Source organism: Sulfurisphaera tokodaii str. 7 (genome assembly GCF_000011205.1).
GTDB lineage: Archaea > Thermoproteota > Thermoprotei_A > Sulfolobales > Sulfolobaceae > Sulfurisphaera > Sulfurisphaera tokodaii.
The window spans coordinates 2641795-2660485 of record NC_003106.2; the positions used below are offsets into that span (position 1 = coordinate 2641795).

Below are 18691 nucleotides of genomic sequence, written 5' to 3' on the forward strand. Positions count from 1 at the left end.
CTTCATACATTAATGTTTTATCTTAATATTCTAATTTAAATTTTTATTTGTATCGGTTTAAGATTGATTTATCTAGAATAAACTATCTATATACTCTCTTATTTAGACTAAAAACACTGCAAACCGGCCTTTTAGCATACAGTTTCAAATCCACCTCATTAGAGGCTAAGCATGTGTGCCTACCTATCCACTATCTTGAGATACCTCAAACTACAATATGATATAGAATACATACTTAATAGTGATTCTGTGCTTATGGCAATAAGACTAAAGTACTTGACGTCATGAATTCTTAAAAAACAACTATTAATACAGCTTAGCCTTCATTATTTATGGCAATTATTATGCAGTCAACCAATAAGTCTAGAGAAAAATGTTCTAAACGAAGCAAGCAAGAAATAAAAAATCAAATTTCCCTATACGCGTCAGTATGGGAATCTCTTTTTTCTGAGACAAATGATAACATTAGCCAAAATTGAGCAAAACCAGTACCATTCAAATAAAACCATATATATTTTATAATATCGAGTATAATTAAATATATTTTTATTAAGAGAGCAAAGAATATAGGTTAATTTCATGTGGTTAAAAAAGGTTGTATAGATTCAGCTGAAATTTGCAAAAAACAACTCCCCAACTTAAGGTAAACATTGTGCAATAACTTCCCTTATCTCCTTAAGGCAGAAAATCAACGAGAAACTGACAGAACCCCCACAACCTCACCCAAAGAACAAACCAAATAACAGAGGAGAATAAGAACCAACTAACATCACAAGTCCTAACCCTAAACTCCTCTAGCGAACGAAAAGCATTCTAAATACCCCACCCCTCCTCAGCCAAAACAACAGCAGTTCTAACATCAACCCCACAAGAAAAGCTATAATCCCATCCCCCTTCCTCAAAATAACAAGATAAGCACCACTAACATGCCTAACACAAAGAAAACCAGTAACACCACAATAAGTAATATCAACATCCCCCAACTTGTCCCCATACTTCTTGTACATCTGATACCTAGCGGTAATAACAAAATCCAAGAGAATAACCTCATCCACCGCAAACTCCCTATCAGCATAAACAAGCCTAAGATCAAACTTGTCCAACTCCTCCAAAATTACATAACCATGTTATAAGTAAAACATCAAGGAAAATACTCAAGAGGAAAATTGCAATTTGAGCAAGACCCCAAGAAGTTAGTGGGCTTAATCAATAAACGCTTATCCTTGGTTGGGAATGGAGGTCAATAGTAACTCTTCTATCCCTAGTCTCCCTCAAGGCTTTCTTACTCATCTCCCTTAATGCCTTCCTAATATTATCAATATTGTTTAAGAGGTTTAATGCTCTCCTCCCTTCATTCCCAAGCCTACTCAAGTAAGTTCCTCTTGCCTTGAGTAAGGCTTTGAGGAGTTCTTCGGGGAAGAGTATATTAGTTAGAGAGGTGTAGATTGGTTTGAGGCAGACTTAACGAAGTCCCTGTTGTAGGATTTAGTCCCCTTGGTTTGGTTCTTGTGTCCCATATGTTAAGGTCCGCCCTCTAATATACAAACTTTTATCAAAAATTAGTGTTCACTAGATCTTTATTTTGAATTTTATTCATCTCATTTTTTACGCTAAAAAAGAGATTCCCATACTGACTTGTTCACTGTATTATTAAGTTTTGAAAGGCATATCGCTTCAGCTTATTTGATAGTTTTAAGGGGATTAGAAGTGATTAAAAATAACTAAAAGTTACGTAAATACGTTACAGACTTCTTTTGCTTTTTACTTTCTTGAGTCCATACATTACCCCTAAGCCTATAAGTAAAAAGACAAGTAAAAAATTGAAAGAAACAAGTGACATAAATGTCCCTAGAGCTATAAAGCCTAAAAATATGGAGGCTTCTATTTTAAGTTTTCTAGAAGAATTAGGGTAAAAATAATTCAGAATACTATAAACTATTGCAAGCGATACACCTAATTCTGCAAAAAATAAAATCAAACCAACTAAATCCACTACCATATTTCCTTCTTCTCTTTTTTAGTATTTAAAACTTCTTATCTAGCATTTGTAGGATAGTAGTTATATTCTATAATTTTAATGAACATTTACATGAATGTTTATTCTTATCTTAAGATATATGGTAATATAACTGTTTTAAGATAGAAAATTTGCAATTTGAAGCTTAATATTTTGTAGCAGTTATTCTACTTTAACATAACTTAAAAATTTTCATCAAACCTATAGCATCTCCTAAACGAATTTCAACGAACCGGAGAAATTCCTCAACACTCTTCAAGTTAAGGGAGCTGATCAAATCTCTTACCGTGTTAACTACCATTACGAAGAGGAGTAGGTAACCTTGAAGCCTACTCCTCTTTAAGAAAGAGGAATCTTGCATATCCAGGGTCTTCACATCCTTTTAAAACTTCTCTATCTCCCACTAATCCTCCAAGTCCTCATATTCTCCTCAAGAACATCAATCAGAGACATTTCAACATCTTCATAAGATTCTCAACAAACTTTAAAACCTTTTCAGCTGTCTCCTTCGAAAATACGTATGGTAAATAGCGTTTAGACATGTAGGACTGCGTTAAAAAATCAACCATTAGCGAATCAACGTTTACGTTCTCAAACCTCTTTAAGGCTTCCAAAAGCTCCTTTAGATTATGAGTTTTAGTGTAATCACCAAGATAAGTGTACAACTTATACTTAACACAGAGCTGAAGTGCTTGTTCGGAACGGAATACCGATAAGTTCCAAATTCCCTCCTCAAAGTCCCTATTCGCGTCATGAAAGAAGTTTTTTGCGTTCTCTAAGAGAAAGCTCATAAGTAAATCCTCAATAGTCTAACTAATAAAGTGTAGGTAGGCGATAAACCCACGGTCTCTCTTTCATTTCCTTTACTTTTGCATCTCCCTCAACGTTATATTCGGTCAACTTATAACGGTAAAGTTTTCTAAAAGTCTCACAAAGAGGAATCCCGCATACTCAGAATTTAGGTTAGCTGAAATTACCCTTCCAAAGCACGGAAAAAGGCTTAATTTCTATTCTAATAGGTGTAAGCTCATTTATAGTTAGCGTGTTGATACATAAAAAGAAACGCTAAGAATGTGAGAAAGAACCTATACTTCTTCTTAAGGTATACTAACTAAGAGAAATTACTGTATGAGATAGTATAACCCTCCTCCTACAGATGCAAATCCACGTGAGGCTAGGTATGCAGTGCCTTTCACGGTTTGTCCCTGAATTTCGTTAGTGTTTTCAGAAAATTTATAGCCTTAATCTAATGGTATACCACTAAATCATAGTCTAAGAACTTTTCCAAAATACTAGTAAATTTAGATTTAAAGAGTGTGGACATAGTGTCGTCACTAAGCTATTTATATTTCTATAAATTTTTATCACATAGTAATATATTAGTTCAATATTTATACTCTTTATAAAGAAAGCCATCTAATAAATTTATATGCAAATGACGACACTATCAGTGTGGACAACAATATTTTTAATTTGATATAAATTATATAAAGTGTAAATTTAGTTTCAATTTATCGTTAGATCTCTTTACTGATAATAAAGGAAGTTACAATTTTAATCTCTATTTGAATTTTTATTGTATAATTAAAGTGTTTAAAAGGGAGAGGGATTTAAGGTAATTTTGAATAAATTACAAATGAATGAAATTGTTGTCCACACTCGATTTAAATTACGAATATAGAATAAACTTTTGATAATATCAGTGGTTGAAAGTGGAAAATAATCACAAAACATGAAGTAAAAGAATACAAATGATTGAAAAGTGTGTAGGATAACCATAAATTAACGTTACTTCAAGCCTCTACTCCTTGTTCATCTCTTCAATCTTCTGTAATGCCTCCCTTAAATTTTTAACTCTATCCCTTACATCGGGATAAAAGTCATATCTATCTAACAGTATAGGATCTACATAACTCCTTTTAGCTCCAATATAATCCAACTCATAAATATCGCCAACATGAACAGCTGGATACCCTACCTTTGCTAAGGCAAAACCGAATATCTTAGGATTAGGTTTTACGGCTTTAATCTCATAAGACAAAGCTAGAGCATCAAAATACTTCTTGAGGTCAAATTTCTCTAAAAGCGTCTTAACCCTAGGAGAGGCGTTACTTACGAGTGCTAATTTATAACCATTGCTCTTTAATCCTTCAAGGAATTCTAACGTATCGTCGTAAAGGAAAGCCTCACCATCTCTTATATCAGCCTCTTTTAACTCCTTAACTAGGCGTTCACTGGGATATATGCCTAAAATATAAAGGAAATCTTTAGGGTCTACATGCTCAAGTCCGTCCTCATCCGGGTAATTTATCATCCCCATAGCCTTAGCGTAAGCTCTAAATACCTTTCTGAGATCTAAATCATATCCGTTGTCCTTCAAAACTTGATAAACCTTCTCATAAAACACTGGTTTAAAACCAACCAGAGTATTTCCGAAATCCACCAGAACAGCCTTATACTTCATAGAGTGATATAAGGAAAGATCACTTTAATACTTTTTTCATAATTCGACTAATAGATCTATTTAATCATTAGAGAACTCTGGAAAAAAGGAAAATATCTTCAGTTACCCATTTGTGATTTTAATCTCAAGCATCAAACGCATTTTTTCTTTCTATCTGTAGTTTAGGTGAAAGAATATTTTGCGGAATAACGTTACAAAGTGAAAAGATAAAATTGAGTGCCGTTCCGATTGGATTAGAATAAAATTAGCACTTGTAGGAAAACCGCTAAATCCTAAATACGTTAAAAACTTATAATAAATCACGTTGTACTAAATAAACAATTTACTAAGTTATAAAAAATAAAATAGGGAGTAAATTAAAAGTATTTGTTATTTCGTCGGTAAATATAACAATTTTTTAAGATAAGGAAATCTCCTTAAAATCCTTAGTCTAAGCACTAATCGTATTCTTTGATATCAAATCCACAATCCTAGACTTTTATTGAAATGACTGTTCAGTTCTGTTAAATAGCAATTGGTATATAGTGACTTTTGTACTAGAATTTAGATCGTGACTATTTCCACTAATTCTTTTGATAGATAATTATGACATCTATATCTAAATCCGTCGATCTAGAAAATCTACTTAGCATTTAATTACAAGTTAGCTTCTTTGCGTAACTTAGACATTGAAAAAGTTATCATCAACCTTTTTGCTGAAAATTCTTTGGTAACTAAAGTATACGTGGTACAACAAATTAATTAATACCAGAACGTTACCTTAAAAATAATAAATGCGAAAAACTCTCTATTATAAAGGTTAAAAGTTTAAGTTGAACTTTACCTTTACGTAATTGAGCTTGTTAAAAGGATCATCAACGTTAGGTATTATAACCTCACCTCCATCAGTCCTAATAATATGCCAATCTCCTATTTCCTTAAATATTGGATTAACAATATCCGCAACTAAGCTCGGTCTATTTGCTACGTTTTCTTGTCTGACGTTAACTACTACTATATTTTTCACTTGAGACCAAGGTACTATAAGCTCTCCCTCAGCATAATTTATCTTTACGCCTTTAGCTAACCTGACCAGCCTTATTATGCCGTAAATACTGCCAACTACAATTAAAAGTCCTATACTTATGGGTATTAAAGTAAAAATAGAGACGCCAAAGGAAAGTGAAAAATAAAGCGAATAAACGCCAACAATAAAGAGTAATGAAAGTAAAATTATTCCAACAGAAGCTATAACTACTTTACCAAAGTTTAAAAGCCTTTTACTTCTATTTATTCTATATATTCCGTCATTTGCAGCTACATACAAAGGGATAAAAACCCGTTGAGAAAACAGCTGGTAACGAGTTTGAACAGGATTTAAAACTACCAAGCCTTCCTTAGTTAAATCGAAAACTCTCATCATTCTGAATTTAGATTTAACAGCTATATATTCTTAACTGTATTAACTCCTTCTGAGGTTTTAAGTAAAGACTTTTTCCCCTTCATATCATACAGAACTACTTACCATCATAAACAGCATAGCAAGTGCAAAAAGAATAACTCCTATAAAAAAATTAAGAAGCGGGACTATTAGAGAAAAATAGTGTTTCCTCTTTAAGAAATAAATTGAGAGTAAGAAAGCATATAAGGATGGACTAAAAATAGCATAGATCAGCGTGCCGAGACCAGAAGAGAAAATGTATCCATTAAGAGCTATAAGCAAACCTATATCGATAGCCCAAGATAAAAAGAAAATTCCAACATAACATAAAGCCCTAAACCATGCATGTTGAGTTAAAGCCATATAAATAATTAAGGAAATAACAATTTATTATTTTCCCCTCTTAACGCTAGTGTTTAATCGATAGCAGAAACTTAAATAGCACAATGCTCAGATACAACCTCTTTTTTAATAGAAAGAATATAGCCATTCCTTTTCTATTAACTAATATACTCAAGGTCAGAGACGTTAAGGAAAAGGCTTACTCCAATAATACGGCAAGACTTTTCTATCTTCGTTAAAATTAATAAAGAAGGATCTTTACACGAAATAATTCTGCTGATATAAGAAGTAATAAAATGATAGTCAGAACTAATACCGAAACTTTTAACGATTAACTAACGTCAAGAGATAAATTACTATATATCATTCTTGATCTCTCTTTTTTATACGGCGTATTATCTCGCTTGCTTTAACCGTATATATGGGAAAATATGTATGAGTCTTTTCAGTGAATTGAAACTTTTATTACTACGTCAAAATTACCTGTGTTTTAGTACGCTAATAAAGCAAAATTATTCATTTTCTCCTTTGCTTATTTTATTCGTTGTAGAACTCTCGAAATTTTACTAGACGAAATACATGATTTGACGAAATCGTAAAAACAAGACGGTTAATTATAACAATTACTATATATACTTTCCAGTTCTAGGAAAAAAGATGAATATATATTTTCAGCTATACCTTTACTAACTACTCATTATTGATATGAGGATTAAGAAGTTATGAAAATGATTATTTATAAGAATATTTCTTGTTGAGGATAATATCAAAGTTAAATATCTCCTAACTGTTATTTATCATCAGTTAACTCTAAAAATCATTTCAACTTAAATGATTAAACCAATTTTAAATTTTCTTAGAATATCTTTAGGTACTAAATAGCCTACTCAATTATATCAAATTTAGCCAAATAAAAAAGTATTAATCCTTCTAACTTTTTAATGTTAAAATCCTAATGAATCTACGTTTAATCTTCTAGTACTATCTACACATGTTCATTAACAGTAATAAGAGGGAAAAAGATTTCATCTTCTTCTGAGGGCTATTATTACACCCGCAATTACTACTATTATTACAGCTATAATGATTAGGAATGAAGAACTTCCCGAACTACTTGAGGGTACTGCTGACTCAGTCGAAGAGTAGATCTGAGTTGTAGTCTTACTACTTATGGACGTGCTAGTATATGTAAATGTTGTAGACGAACTTGTTGTAGTTGTTGGTATTGTAGTAGTGTTTGATGAAATTGGTGGAGTTGAAATGAGATTGTTAAAAGATATTGCATATATCTGATTATAAGGATATTCTTCAGTAATGTATACCAAACCTTCATTGGGATCTATAGTTACTGATGTCGGAAAACTTACGTTAACGCTCTTTTCGCTAACTATTTGTCCATTAGAGGGATTAACTACGAGTAGTTTTACAGGATTGAAAAGCCCACTAGTAGTTATGATCGCATATCCCTTATAATAGGCAATTAATTCTGGAGTACTATTTAATTCTATAGTAAATTGAGTTTTTACACCTTCAATACCAGCTAAGTAGTAATTTAATATGACTGGGAAAGAATAGGGTTTACTGACTACTTTTTCTCCACCAACTAAAATTATTCCATCACCATAAGCTACTGCTGTAGGCTTAAATGGTACTTCTATTGTTGTTATTAACTCAGTCCCGTTTATAACTGATAAAGACTCATTGTTATAATTTGCAACGTAAACTAGTCCATTCTGAGGATCATAAGTTAAAGCTACCGGATTATTCCCCACTTGTATTGCTGAGATCACAGACCCATTTGAAGGGCTTATGGCTAAGACAAGGTTAGAAGAATTATCTGCTACATATATCAAGTTATCTACCGGGTCATAAAGTAGTGCAACTGCATCTTTCCCAGCACTTGCTTTCCAAAGTATACTACCATTATATGGGTTTTCTGCTACTAATTCCCCTCCATTAGTAATATAAAGTACTCCGTTATACGTATTATAGGTAATTAATGAAGGACTATTTATGCTAGGAATTATACCTATCACCTTACCATTATTCAAAACATATATCGAATCAGCTTGATAGTTTGCAACATATAGGTCTCCAGTTACATTATCGTACACAGCATATTGAGCTTGTATTTGCGATCCTATAGCTAGATAGGCACCAGTTATAGGGTTAATGACATAAATTGGATTAGGAGGAGTTCCAGTAACATAAAGCATGTTAGTTTTAGGATCATAAACTATATCAGATATTTGGCCAGGCAATGAGAAACTTAGTGAAAAACCTACATATATAGCAGATGGCGTTAGGGTTGAGACTTGTCCATTAGACACGTTTATTACATATACTGCTTCATAACCCTCTGAAAATGCATAAATATTACCTAAAGCATATACGACAGCACAAGGAAAGCTCAATATCAAACTTAGACTATGCGTTGTGTAGTTTGAAATATTATAAGGATTAAATACGTTAATCGATGTAGTACTTATACCATAGACCTCATTATTTCCAACAACAAGCTGTGATGGTGCATAAATAAACATTGAAACGTTACGTAATATTTTAGTGCCGTTAATTTGGGAAACGATATTGTTTGGTACCACAAACGGATTATTTCCTGCAACATATACAAAGCCAGTATAGGGGTCAAATACAATTGAGGTAATAGTGAAACCTTTGAGGAGTGTCGCTACTTCTTGCCCACTTTGGGTAAAGATTTCTATGCCATTATCGACTACATACAAGTATCCGTTCTTGAGATCAACAACAACACTTTGAGGAGACCCTCCAACATAGATAGTCTTTACTAACGTGTTTGTTTGTGGATTTATGACACTTATAGTCCCCGATTTATTATTAACTACATAAAAGTATCCGTTAGCATAAGTAATGTATATTGGCTCAACACCTACATTAATAGTACCAATAAATGAGTAGTTGTAGGGATCGAAGATGACCACATCGTTATGTTGTGAGTCAACAGCATATATATAACCGTTACTGGGGTTAACAGCAGCCGATACAAGATACCCTATAGACGGACCAGTATAAAGATTTATTATTAATGAAAATGCTTGGAGGGATTCAGCTAGTAACATAGCTACCAATAGGAATAAAGCCTTCTTTCCACTCATATAGACACCCTTTTTATCTAGTTATAACTATTAAGTTTTATAAAAGTTTCGCTTTTCCTTATGAAATATACATTATAATTATTAGAAGATATATGAATAGCCAAAGTAATAAAACCGAAAAACTACCATGTTATTTTGTCGTTGTAAATTGAAGGACAAGAGGAATATATAACTAATTATTCCTTTAATGGTTATGATTATGACCATTTGTTTTACAGTAAATAATTCGCTTAAAATCAGTGATTAAGCATCTCAAAATTTATAAGATTGAGTAAACTATAATTAGAACAAATGATAAAGTGTCCAAGATGTGGATACGATAACCCAGATAATGCCTTATACTGTGCAATATGCGGTTATCCACTTACAACACAACAGCCAACCCCACAATCGCCATACCATTAACAACCTTATAAACGATCCCTCAAAAAGATCATTATCCCAGTTATTGCAATAATAGTAGTAGTGTTAGCAGTCATTGTGGCATCACAATTTATATTTCATTCTGGTCCCTCTTCAGCAGAACTAATTACACCATCAAAGGCAGCATCTGTAGTTGGAGGCTCTTGGAGTGTAGATTCAGCCAACACTTATTCATTCACTATAAGTAACGATTTAGTTACTGAAAAATTATTAAATGGCTCCACAGAAACAATCTCCCTCAACTCATTTTATAGTACAATGGGAGGAGAACCATTACCTGAAGTAACTTCAGGCTACGTTGAATATTTAAATGGGAATATTAGCGGAGAACAAGGACAGATTATGGCTATGTATATAGTTTTTTCCTCATCAAGTAATGCTAAAAACTTCTTCTCCCAATCTGAAGTAACTTTACAGATATCTTCTAGTAATTTTAATAAAATCTCAAATAACGAATTCATAGCCTATACTCCAGGAGGATTATTCGGTGAAGAATACGATTCCATAATACTCGTACTCAGCGGTAATAATGTAAAAATAGTTTCAGTCATAGCTCCAAATCCCCTAGGAACTTCGCAACTTGAAAGCTTGGAAAATAGCTTCTGATACAAAGTAAATTCTTTTTCTTTTTTAGAATTTCTTTAATAAATTAATACACATACCTATATTTAATGGACTTAAAGAAAATATATGCACCTTCTTAAGTCACAATATTTACTATGTTTGATCCCTTGTATAATTTCCCCCACCTTATTAGTTTTTATAATAATTGCAATGCAATAAAACGTTAGTTTTAGCTGAAGATATTAAAAATAATCGGTTTAACAAAATCATCCTGCACGCAAAAGCTACTTTAGCATTTACTAAGATTATATCATCATATATCCCCTATCCGCCTGGATAGTTATTATATCCACAATAACATAGATAAAATACTAATTATTTCTATGTTTTTAAAGCGAAAAAAGACCACTATTCTTTTCAGTTAAAGGAAATATTTTAACTTGCAATTTCCATCAATAATAATCCCGACTTTCCCAGATCTTTCTATATCAGAAATGCGAAAAAGGAAATATTCTCTTTTCAAATGAAAGAAAAAGAGTATTACGAAGAAAATTTTATAAATTAATTATTCTGTTATTATATTGATGAAGTTAGAAATAGGAGAACAAATAATTTGGGAAGAATTCCCTCTGAGTAGATTCAGAAGAAATGCTACAATAGGACTTATAATACTCGGTATAATCTTCCTATTAACGGTATTTTTAGCAGCTATAGGAGTAATGTTCATAGTCCTAAGTCTAGTACTATACTTCGGACTAAGGTGGGCAAACAGATACGTAGTGACTAACAAGAGAGCAATGCTCATTAAATTCGGTAAAATTGTAAAGGAAGTACCCCTAAATACGCCAAATCTATTAATATCTATTGTAAATCCGCAATATTTTGAGACAAGATTAGCGGGGCAACATGTAGTACAGGATGTGGTTTTCCTACAAAACGGAATAGAATTATTAAGATTTAGCAAGGTACATAAAGGTGACGAGCTAATGGCTAAACTGAAAAGTATGGGATTTATTTCAGCATGACCTTGGAGAAAAAGTGACAAAACCATTTTTTATTTAGTATTTTCTCAAACCTAGCCCTTAAATAGGGGTGTCCCGTTTATAAGTTCCGTTATATTACCTCAAGCTTGTCCCCTATTAGTGTTACCTAAAATGTAGAATCAATCATTCTTAAAATTGAATCCCAATGGACCCATGAATTGCCCTTAAACACTCTGAAGTTAACACATGAAGTTATTATAAGCTTAAGAATTTCCGAAAGTAAATAATGTTTCTAGTACATGAAAGAATTTTGGGCTAGTTTACAGAAAACTCATAAATAATTGCTTCGTTCTAAGTTTCTAAGGTTAGAGGAACTATTCTTAACTACTTTGATATTTTTACAAACACCTTCAAATTAGGACTGTTTAAGACCAGCCTAAATTTAGATTAATTAGCCAGAACACTCTTCTGAGCATTGAGCCATATTAATTTAATACAAAAAGTTCAACTCCTAATCGGTCATAAAATCGCACTTTTCACGGCGTAGAAAGTTTATATTTCGTAAAAGTGATTATAACAGTTTACTAAAATTTTTTATTTTTAGTTTAAAGTATATAGAAACCGTGAACAATATTCACTGAAAAAAGGGGTTTTGCTCTAAAAAACCGAAATCTATCATTATTTTGGGATAAAAAGTAGCCAATTTATGAAACAGTAGTATGAACGAAGAGAATATTTAAATAGAGGAGAAGTGGGAAATTGTTCCTATGAAAAAGCCTTTACTTATCTTAGCGTTAATCCTACTCTCTCTATCCCTACTCCAACCTAAGGCATACATATCTCCGTCAAACTTCATCCTACCGCCAAATTATTATGAAGAAATCCCAGTTAACACCAACGGTGGTCTTTACATCTATCTCTACGCTAACTCTACTGTCTATTTCACAATAAAAGGGACAAATTATAGTGATGTTGCCTCATCCTTTTATTCCTACTTCCCTTTACCCCCAGGGTCTTATTGCATAATAGTGAGCAACAATGTGAGCAATAGCGTAGTCGACGTTCAGCTTTATTACGGCTCTGGTAGACCAGCGCCAACTGGAATCGCAGATTACGGCATTGAGTTAAACGGTGGAACCGTTAAACCTTACGTGGAGGAGTTTAATGGAGTAATCGGTGTGGCACAAATTTACTCCATTTCTGCACTAAACGGTACTAATTACGGTGCTAGCTTACAGTTGAACACTGTACTACAAGTAAACACTGCACAAGGTACCCAGCAATACTGGTTACAGAACGTAATACAGTTTATTACTAATGAGAGTATATACCGCTATGTAGATAACGTTTGGAACTTCACTTCCTCTCCCAGCGAGCTTAACTCCAGCCTTATACACGGTGAGGGTTATGTATACACTACTGGTATACTATCCCCTTGTTCCTATTATGCCTACGCTACACAGTACTTTAATATGACTTATCCCTTTTACGCCGTCCTTTTCATATCCGTACAGACTATACCACAAGGCGTTTTAGTTCACTTCGGTTATTTAAACGGTAGTATGACAGTTTGGTACGATAACGTTACAATAAACATTTCCGGTATTGAATCAGCTTACCTTTTAGTTGATGGCTATAATGTAACCGGTAGTGGTAACGCTTACGATACCGAACTCGTTTTCGGAGGAATAAGTAAAGGTGAAATAACTTACTATAACTCCCTCAGCGCTATGCTCTACTTTGTCTACGTTAACTCTACTAACGTCATTACGCCCAAAGCCCTTTTACCATTCGGTTTAGATACTGCAGAGGCTTCTGATAACTTATTCACGACTCCTTATCAAGGGGTTTATAAAGTGAAAGTTGGTAACGGTGAAGAGACTTACATACCCACTATTTCAACCCCCTTCAAAGCACAAATAATTAACGGAAGTAAAGAGATAGATTTAGGGCAGAGGGATTACATTACCGTTAATGTAACAGGCGGTCAACCTCCATATCTCATAAATATAGGTAATAAGAGTTTTATTGACTTCTACGTCGGGAATTACACAATAAGCTACGAACCGAGTATAGGTAATCAATCCCTCCAAATCAACGTTTACGACTTAAAAGGCGATGAGAACACCCTTTACTATAACCTTACTGTTAACCCAGATCCTGTCGTTGGAGTTAAAATAAGTAACGTCACTGATGTAGGAATACCTATAGTGGCAATAGCAAACGCTAGTTTAGGTACTAAACCTTACCACTTTGCATGGTACATTAACGGTAATTTAGTAGGCAAAGATAACGTTTTAAAATTCAATTTCAGTTCAGTTGGGACTTATAACGTGACTTTTGTGTTTACTGACTCAGCGGGGTATGAGATAGAAAAAGAGTTCGAGGTTACCATTAATCCAGACCCAATAGTTAATGCAAGCTTAAGTGCAAATAAGACTGACGTAGGAGTTCCAATTAATTTAAGCTTAAATTACAGCCTCGGTACACAGCCTTACAAGACTTACATTTACTTAAACGGTAGTCTAATAAATGAAAAATCGATAAACTTCAGTAAACCAGGTGTTTATAACCTTACTGTAGTAGTAATAGACTCAGCAGGGTATAAAGTGATTCACACATTCTACGTGACTGTTATTAAAGACCCTCAGTTATCTGTAAACGTCGTGACTACGGGTAATTTCTTCATAGAGAATAGCGGTGTAACGCTAAGCGGAATTACTTCAGGCGGAATCCCTCCTTACACTTATTATGTCTACTTAAACGGTAAATTAATATACACAGAGAATTCGCTGAGCGGTTATAGCTTATCATTAAACATAGGAAATAATAACGTGACAGTAGTAGTCAAGGACTCTTTGGGAGTAGTTTCAGAACAATCGTATCTGTTAAATACATCTTATAACTTAACAGACATAGCAGTAGTGGCAATATTAATTATCGTGGCCATTGTAGCAATAGTAGTGATAGTAAGGAGGAAATAAGGCTTTTTAGATTGTTGTAGGAAAAAAGTTCATTGTAAGGGATATTATTTTTTTAAAAAAAAAACTGGAAGCGCTTAGCATAAGCGTAAAACCAGATTATACGTGGATAGTAATTTAAGGAAATTTCCTTGCCATAAAAGATTAGAATATTTGCTCTTGAACTAATAAATACTTTTAATTTATTCCCTTGTTTCATCTTTAATATAAAACGAAATTTATAGTTAACTAAACAATATTTCTTTACATTTTAACGTAACGTAAAAATGAAGCGATTTTCTTATAAATAAGAAGGGTGAGGAGGATGGTATGATTATAGCTTTTCTTGTGAGGTTGATGTTAGAACTGCTGTTGTTTTTGGCTGAGGAGGGGTGGGGTGTTGAGAATGCTTTTCGTTCTCTTGAGGAGTTTGGGGTTAGGACTTGTGATGTTAGGAAGGAGTTGGTTCTTATTCTCCTCTGTTATTTTCTTTTGAATGTTTGGTTCGTTCTTTGGGTGGGGTTGTGGGAGTTCTGTCAGTCTCTCGTTGATTTTCTGCCTTAAGGAGATGAGGGAAGTTGTTGCACAAGGTTTACCTTAAGTTAGGGAGTTGTTTTTTGCAAATCTCAGCTAACTCTATGCAACCCTTTTTAGCAACGTGAAATTAATTCAATATTTCCTGTTTTTCTAATAAAAAATATATTTAATTATACTCGATATTATAAAATATATGTGGTCTTATTTGAATGATACTAGTTTTGTTCAATTTTGATTAATGTTATTATTTATCTCAGGAAAAAAGAGATTCCCATATTGACGTATAAATCCAATTGAACCTCATGCTGTTAAGTTGAAGACGACGAAGTTATATCCTAACCTTCTAATGATATGAGACATCATTCTTATATTGCAAGTTAATATTGTATACAAAAGTTTCCATAAAGAGCGTTAGCGGTTAAACTATTTCCAGAGTTTAGTTAATGTTGTATACAAATGCTTCAAAAACTTTATAAAGCATGAAGTAGTTGCACAGTATCATAATAATTTGCCCCTAGTGTTACTAAGGTGATCGGGACTAGTCCTAGCCATTTAAACTTGCTAACGTTAAATTTATCGAAGAGCTTTAAGAACCAATACATACCAACAAAGAGGTAGATTTTGACACCGATTAAGGCTAAAAAATAATAAATGTTATAACTAGTTACAGACCCAGAAATAAAATAATACCAGTTTCCAAATTCGAATACTTGGAAATACTTCCAACCTATCCACGTTATTATCACATCGTAAATGTTACCAGCAATAAACAGAGCCCACAAAACCTTAAGGAGTCTACTCATCATAACCGATTTAAGTTAAGTAGATATTATATTTTATCCAAACATTATGTAAAGTCGTATTTATAAACGTGGAGATTAGTAGCAAATCTTATGAACATTACTCGGCTTCTAAATTTTTAACCTAAATGATGCCAAGGACGAAGTTAAGACAAAATATACAAGCAATAGAGTTCCTAATATGTTAGGAAAGAATCTTAAACTATTTAACGCTTAACAGTGTTTGCAAAAAACATAATATTTACTTAGTTTAGGTTAGTTATAATGAACAAGGTTAAGATTCTTTGGTTAATCTTTATCTTAGCAAATATTTATGATGCACTGTTTTCATTTATTGCCTGGCATTATCCTTCCGTTGTAGAATTGAATCCCATAATAAACTTCTTCAGAGTAGATGGTTATTTGTCGATGCTTAAAGTAACCTTGGGACTGAAGCTAATGCTATTCTCGGCAGTCTATTTTATAACCGAAAGAGTCAAGCAAAAAACGCCAATACTAACTATAGCCGTAGCAGTGATATTGCTTGCAGTAATATGGGATACCTTAGATTTTCTCATTTTTGGCTCTTTTTAAAACAGAAGAAAACGCAATTATCATTAAAGCAGTAAACGAGCCTTATACAGCCTGGGGTTCCCCCGCCATTATCATCATATCAGACCACCTCTATTACTCTCCGCCACCTTGGTATGTTCAAATAGCCCCAGACTTGATTCTCTCATTGGGGATCGTAAGCGTTATTTTAGTTTTACTGAGGAACTTCTCTAAGTTTGAGAAATTCCCACGGAATATATTCCCTCTTCTTAAAGACAAGTTAAAAGTGTTCAACACAGTTCTAACTGTTATTTCAGCAGTATTTTTAGGACTTTCTCTTTATCTTTATCATCTTCATCTGAGTTATGCTAAAGTGAATATACCGCATCTTAACTTGATAACTATAGGTGACATGTTACCAAAGATGAATCCTGCATATTTTTCTGTACCCTGGTATGTTAATTTATGGCCAGAACTTTTAGTAATAGGCTTAGCGTTATCGGGAGTAGCAATATACAGCTGGATTAAATTATGGTTTAGAAGATAAACCATTATGAATACGCTCTCTTTTCTAGCTCCAAACCCTGGAGGAAAATTTGTAAAGTTCTTTATAAAATAAGGTTATCTTTCTAACATCAGTCTGTGTTTTACTTTTAGGTCTAAGTTTTTTACTTATATTCGATAGACCTACAGTCTGTGTTACTAGAACATATAACTACTAAATTTACTTACCTAGAAGAGATGATAAGAGAAGAAAATTACCAGAATATTAAATTTACTTCGCCTCTGGAATTAACTCAGAAAATATCTAATAATGAGAGCTATTACCACAAAATACTATATTCTCTTCATTAAGAAATTATTTTACCCCTTGTACTAAATCTATACCAATTAAGATAATTCCAATACCGTGGTACGCTAATTAATAGCTGAATACACTGATAATTTGTTTGCTAGTTATAGACTAGATAAAGAGATCTACCACGATTTGAAGGCGTTACATAAGAAGTGGTATGACTACAAATTTTGTTTGAAAAACCCGTTTAAAGTCCAGTAGACAATAAGTATATTTTATCCCTATCACCTTAAAAGTTGTACTTTATCTTTGGATGAGATTTATAAGTCCGACTTCATAACCGGTCTTAATGAGAAAATTTACTGTTCTACTTATAGGTTCTGTAGCTATAATAGCGATAGGAGTTTACTTGTTTATGATAGACAAACCTACTATCATTCACCCTCCTAAAATACCAGTAACACCATTTAATATAATTAATTATGGAAGTCCACCGGCTGATGCAGTTTTCATAATCCCACCACCTTGATACGCGAACCTCTGGCCAGAAACTCTTGCAGTAGGAACAGTACTACTAATCTAGGCCCTTTCAGTAAGACGTAAATTCGCAAAACACTATACAGCATACTTTAGATTCTCAGTTTCAGGATATAGATCTTGGTATTCCTGTAGAGGTGCAGTTAGCAGAAGATATAATTAAATTACTGGTTAACGTAGCGGGAGTTGAAGGTGTATGGATATATGAAAATGATGAAGATCTGTAAAAAAAGATATAAAACCATTTTTATTTTATTTTATTATGGGATACGGATATACGGGATATGGATACGTAGTCCCGTTTTGGGCCCTGAAAGATTTTAAGCCCAAACCAAAGAAGTTCACTATAAGGATCCGCAAAAAAATCGCTGTCCCATCCATCAGGATATTTAGCCTTCAACCCGGAAAATTTGCAGGAAGGAAGAGCAGTATAACGCGTCGGCAATACAAAAAGCCTCATAAAACAATATACCTAACCGATTTATATGTGTCGTTAAGAATTAAGGATGTGCCATTAAGGCTTATAATAAGAAAGAAAAGTGGCGTTTGTATCATAACAAGAAAGGAAAACATAAAACCGGAATTTTTGCAAAAGCAGAAAGAAATCCCGATAATATATTTTGCTATTTTTAAAGACGATAAACCCTGAACCCGGCTATTAATAAAGTCACTCTCTTTTTTCACTCTTAATGTAGTTGCAGTACAGGCTTTAGTGATGTTCTTATATTATTATTACGGAATACCGTTAAGTACTTCTTTAAGTCCGTATAACGCATTTCTAATTCCATAAAAGATAAAATCCTTTTTTTCTTATTATTTTGTATGGGTTTGCTACAACGTTTGTGGTTTAGGGTACCGGTCTATTTCGGTATCTTCTTCCTATCTTGGGGAATAGAAGCATTATATCTTAAAGTTATGAATAATGAGTTGGCATATAATTTAGGTATTTTTGTCTTAGGTGCATATGTTCCTGCACTGGTCTCGTTTGCCTCCACACTATACTTCATGAAAAGGGGATATTTAGAAGGGCCTATTGTATTAAGCGTATTAAATTTAATTTTCGGTGAACTACTTTACTTTCTTTTCTTAATCGGGATGGCTGTAGGCACGGGTATGGGTTAGACTGTTAATAAAGTCACACTCTTTTTTCTTTGCCTTTTGATTGGATTTATAACTTTAAATC

The 18691-nt window shown here is 33.3% G+C and carries 16 protein-coding genes and 3 pseudogenes; 10 read left to right on the top strand and 9 right to left on the bottom strand.

Features of this window, described 5'->3' with window-relative positions; genetic code table 11:
• Nucleotides 1-638: 638 nt before the first annotated feature.
• The 8 genes and pseudogenes from STK_RS15050 to STK_RS14385 form a co-directional block, all read right to left on the bottom strand.
• Nucleotides 639-1517, bottom strand: a pseudogene (locus tag STK_RS15050) (ISH3 family transposase).
• Between the two features lie 224 nt (nt 1518-1741).
• Entirely contained in the window at nt 1742-1999 is a 258-nt protein-coding gene (locus STK_RS14360) for a hypothetical protein (RefSeq protein ID WP_010980709.1), read from the bottom strand.
• A gap of 190 nt (nt 2000-2189) precedes the next feature.
• A pseudogene (locus STK_RS15055) lies at nt 2190-2449 on the bottom strand (IS701 family transposase); the annotation flags it as partial.
• A gap of 11 nt (nt 2450-2460) precedes the next feature.
• Nucleotides 2461-2808 carry a HEPN domain-containing protein gene (locus STK_RS14365; protein WP_010980710.1) on the bottom strand — a complete coding sequence of 116 codons (348 nt, stop codon included), beginning with the start codon at nt 2806-2808 and terminating at the stop codon, nt 2461-2463.
• 1010 nt (nt 2809-3818) lie between these two features.
• On the bottom strand, nt 3819-4481 hold the full coding sequence (locus STK_RS14370) for an HAD family hydrolase (protein ID WP_010980712.1): 663 nt from the start codon (nt 4479-4481) through the stop codon (nt 3819-3821).
• A 799-nt stretch (nt 4482-5280) separates the two neighbouring features.
• The gene (locus tag STK_RS14375) at nt 5281-5883 is read right to left on the bottom strand and encodes a hypothetical protein (RefSeq protein ID WP_010980713.1); all 603 of its coding nucleotides are present in this window, start codon (nt 5881-5883) and stop codon (nt 5281-5283) included.
• Nucleotides 5884-5967: 84 nt separating this feature from the next.
• The gene (locus STK_RS14380; protein ID WP_052846836.1) at nt 5968-6264 is read right to left on the bottom strand and encodes a hypothetical protein; all 297 of its coding nucleotides are present in this window, start codon (nt 6262-6264) and stop codon (nt 5968-5970) included.
• Between the two features lie 1004 nt (nt 6265-7268).
• Nucleotides 7269-9377: a YncE family protein gene (locus tag STK_RS14385; protein WP_010980714.1), complete on the bottom strand. Its 2109-nt coding sequence runs from the start codon at nt 9375-9377 to the stop codon at nt 7269-7271.
• Nucleotides 9378-9668: 291 nt separating this feature from the next.
• On the opposite strand from STK_RS14385, the gene STK_RS15060 reads away from it, so the two are divergent.
• From STK_RS15060 to STK_RS14405, 5 genes and pseudogenes are all read left to right on the top strand, one after another.
• Nucleotides 9669-9782 (top strand): zinc-ribbon domain-containing protein, encoded by a 114-nt coding sequence (locus STK_RS15060; protein ID WP_084742685.1) that lies wholly within the window; start codon nt 9669-9671, stop codon nt 9780-9782.
• A 75-nt stretch (nt 9783-9857) separates the two neighbouring features.
• Nucleotides 9858-10406 carry a hypothetical protein gene (locus STK_RS14390; protein WP_052846837.1) on the top strand — a complete coding sequence of 183 codons (549 nt, stop codon included), beginning with the start codon at nt 9858-9860 and terminating at the stop codon, nt 10404-10406.
• A 542-nt stretch (nt 10407-10948) separates the two neighbouring features.
• Nucleotides 10949-11389, top strand: coding sequence for a hypothetical protein (locus STK_RS14395; RefSeq protein WP_052846838.1), 441 nt, complete (start codon nt 10949-10951; stop codon nt 11387-11389).
• Nucleotides 11390-12114: 725 nt separating this feature from the next.
• The gene (locus STK_RS14400; RefSeq protein WP_010980717.1) at nt 12115-14331 is read left to right on the top strand and encodes a thermopsin; all 2217 of its coding nucleotides are present in this window, start codon (nt 12115-12117) and stop codon (nt 14329-14331) included.
• 320 nt (nt 14332-14651) lie between these two features.
• Nucleotides 14652-14908 (top strand): annotated as a pseudogene (locus STK_RS14405) (ISH3 family transposase); the annotation flags it as partial.
• 406 nt (nt 14909-15314) lie between these two features.
• Here STK_RS14405 and STK_RS14410 read toward each other — a convergent pair.
• Nucleotides 15315-15647, bottom strand: a complete 333-nt coding sequence (locus STK_RS14410) for a hypothetical protein (RefSeq protein WP_069168217.1) — start codon at nt 15645-15647, stop codon at nt 15315-15317.
• A 261-nt stretch (nt 15648-15908) separates the two neighbouring features.
• Here STK_RS14410 and STK_RS14415 point away from each other — a divergent pair, with 261 nt between their 5' ends.
• The 5 genes from STK_RS14415 (at nt 15909) to STK_RS14435 (ending at nt 18630) form a co-directional block, all read left to right on the top strand.
• Nucleotides 15909-16217 (top strand): DUF5658 family protein, encoded by a 309-nt coding sequence (locus STK_RS14415; protein ID WP_010980719.1) that lies wholly within the window; start codon nt 15909-15911, stop codon nt 16215-16217.
• The gene (locus STK_RS14420; RefSeq protein WP_052846840.1) at nt 16204-16722 is read left to right on the top strand and encodes a hypothetical protein; all 519 of its coding nucleotides are present in this window, start codon (nt 16204-16206) and stop codon (nt 16720-16722) included. Before STK_RS14415 ends, STK_RS14420 begins: the two co-directional genes overlap by 14 nt.
• Before the next feature lie 598 nt (nt 16723-17320).
• Entirely contained in the window at nt 17321-17500 is a 180-nt protein-coding gene (locus tag STK_RS14425; protein WP_052846841.1) for a hypothetical protein, read from the top strand.
• A gap of 270 nt (nt 17501-17770) precedes the next feature.
• Nucleotides 17771-18157 carry a hypothetical protein gene (locus STK_RS14430; protein WP_010980721.1) on the top strand — a complete coding sequence of 129 codons (387 nt, stop codon included), beginning with the start codon at nt 17771-17773 and terminating at the stop codon, nt 18155-18157.
• 173 nt (nt 18158-18330) lie between these two features.
• Nucleotides 18331-18630, top strand: coding sequence for a hypothetical protein (locus tag STK_RS14435; protein ID WP_052846842.1), 300 nt, complete (start codon nt 18331-18333; stop codon nt 18628-18630).
• The last annotated feature ends 61 nt before the right edge of the window (nt 18631-18691 follow it).

Bases quoted from the DNA above. Each gene is read 5' to 3' on its own strand.
- STK_RS14360 (WP_010980709.1), bottom strand. From the start codon at position 1,999: ATGGTAGTGGATTTAGTTGGTTTGATTTTATTTTTTGCAGAATTAGGT.
- STK_RS14365 (WP_010980710.1), bottom strand. From the start codon at position 2,808: ATGAGCTTTCTCTTAGAGAACGCAAAAAACTTCTTTCATGACGCGAAT.
- STK_RS14370 (WP_010980712.1), bottom strand. From the start codon at position 4,481: ATGAAGTATAAGGCTGTTCTGGTGGATTTCGGAAATACTCTGGTTGGT.
- STK_RS14375 (WP_010980713.1), bottom strand. From the start codon at position 5,883: ATGATGAGAGTTTTCGATTTAACTAAGGAAGGCTTGGTAGTTTTAAAT.
- STK_RS14380 (WP_052846836.1), bottom strand. From the start codon at position 6,264: ATGGCTTTAACTCAACATGCATGGTTTAGGGCTTTATGTTATGTTGGA.
- STK_RS14385 (WP_010980714.1), bottom strand. From the start codon at position 9,377: ATGAGTGGAAAGAAGGCTTTATTCCTATTGGTAGCTATGTTACTAGCT.
- STK_RS15060 (WP_084742685.1), top strand. From the start codon at position 9,669: ATGATAAAGTGTCCAAGATGTGGATACGATAACCCAGATAATGCCTTA.
- STK_RS14395 (WP_052846838.1), top strand. From the start codon at position 10,949: ATGAAGTTAGAAATAGGAGAACAAATAATTTGGGAAGAATTCCCTCTG.
- STK_RS14400 (WP_010980717.1), top strand. From the start codon at position 12,115: ATGAAAAAGCCTTTACTTATCTTAGCGTTAATCCTACTCTCTCTATCC.
- STK_RS14410 (WP_069168217.1), bottom strand. From the start codon at position 15,647: ATGAGTAGACTCCTTAAGGTTTTGTGGGCTCTGTTTATTGCTGGTAAC.
- STK_RS14415 (WP_010980719.1), top strand. From the start codon at position 15,909: ATGAACAAGGTTAAGATTCTTTGGTTAATCTTTATCTTAGCAAATATT.
- STK_RS14425 (WP_052846841.1), top strand. From the start codon at position 17,321: ATGAGAAAATTTACTGTTCTACTTATAGGTTCTGTAGCTATAATAGCG.
- STK_RS14430 (WP_010980721.1), top strand. From the start codon at position 17,771: ATGGGATACGGATATACGGGATATGGATACGTAGTCCCGTTTTGGGCC.
- STK_RS14435 (WP_052846842.1), top strand. From the start codon at position 18,331: ATGGGTTTGCTACAACGTTTGTGGTTTAGGGTACCGGTCTATTTCGGT.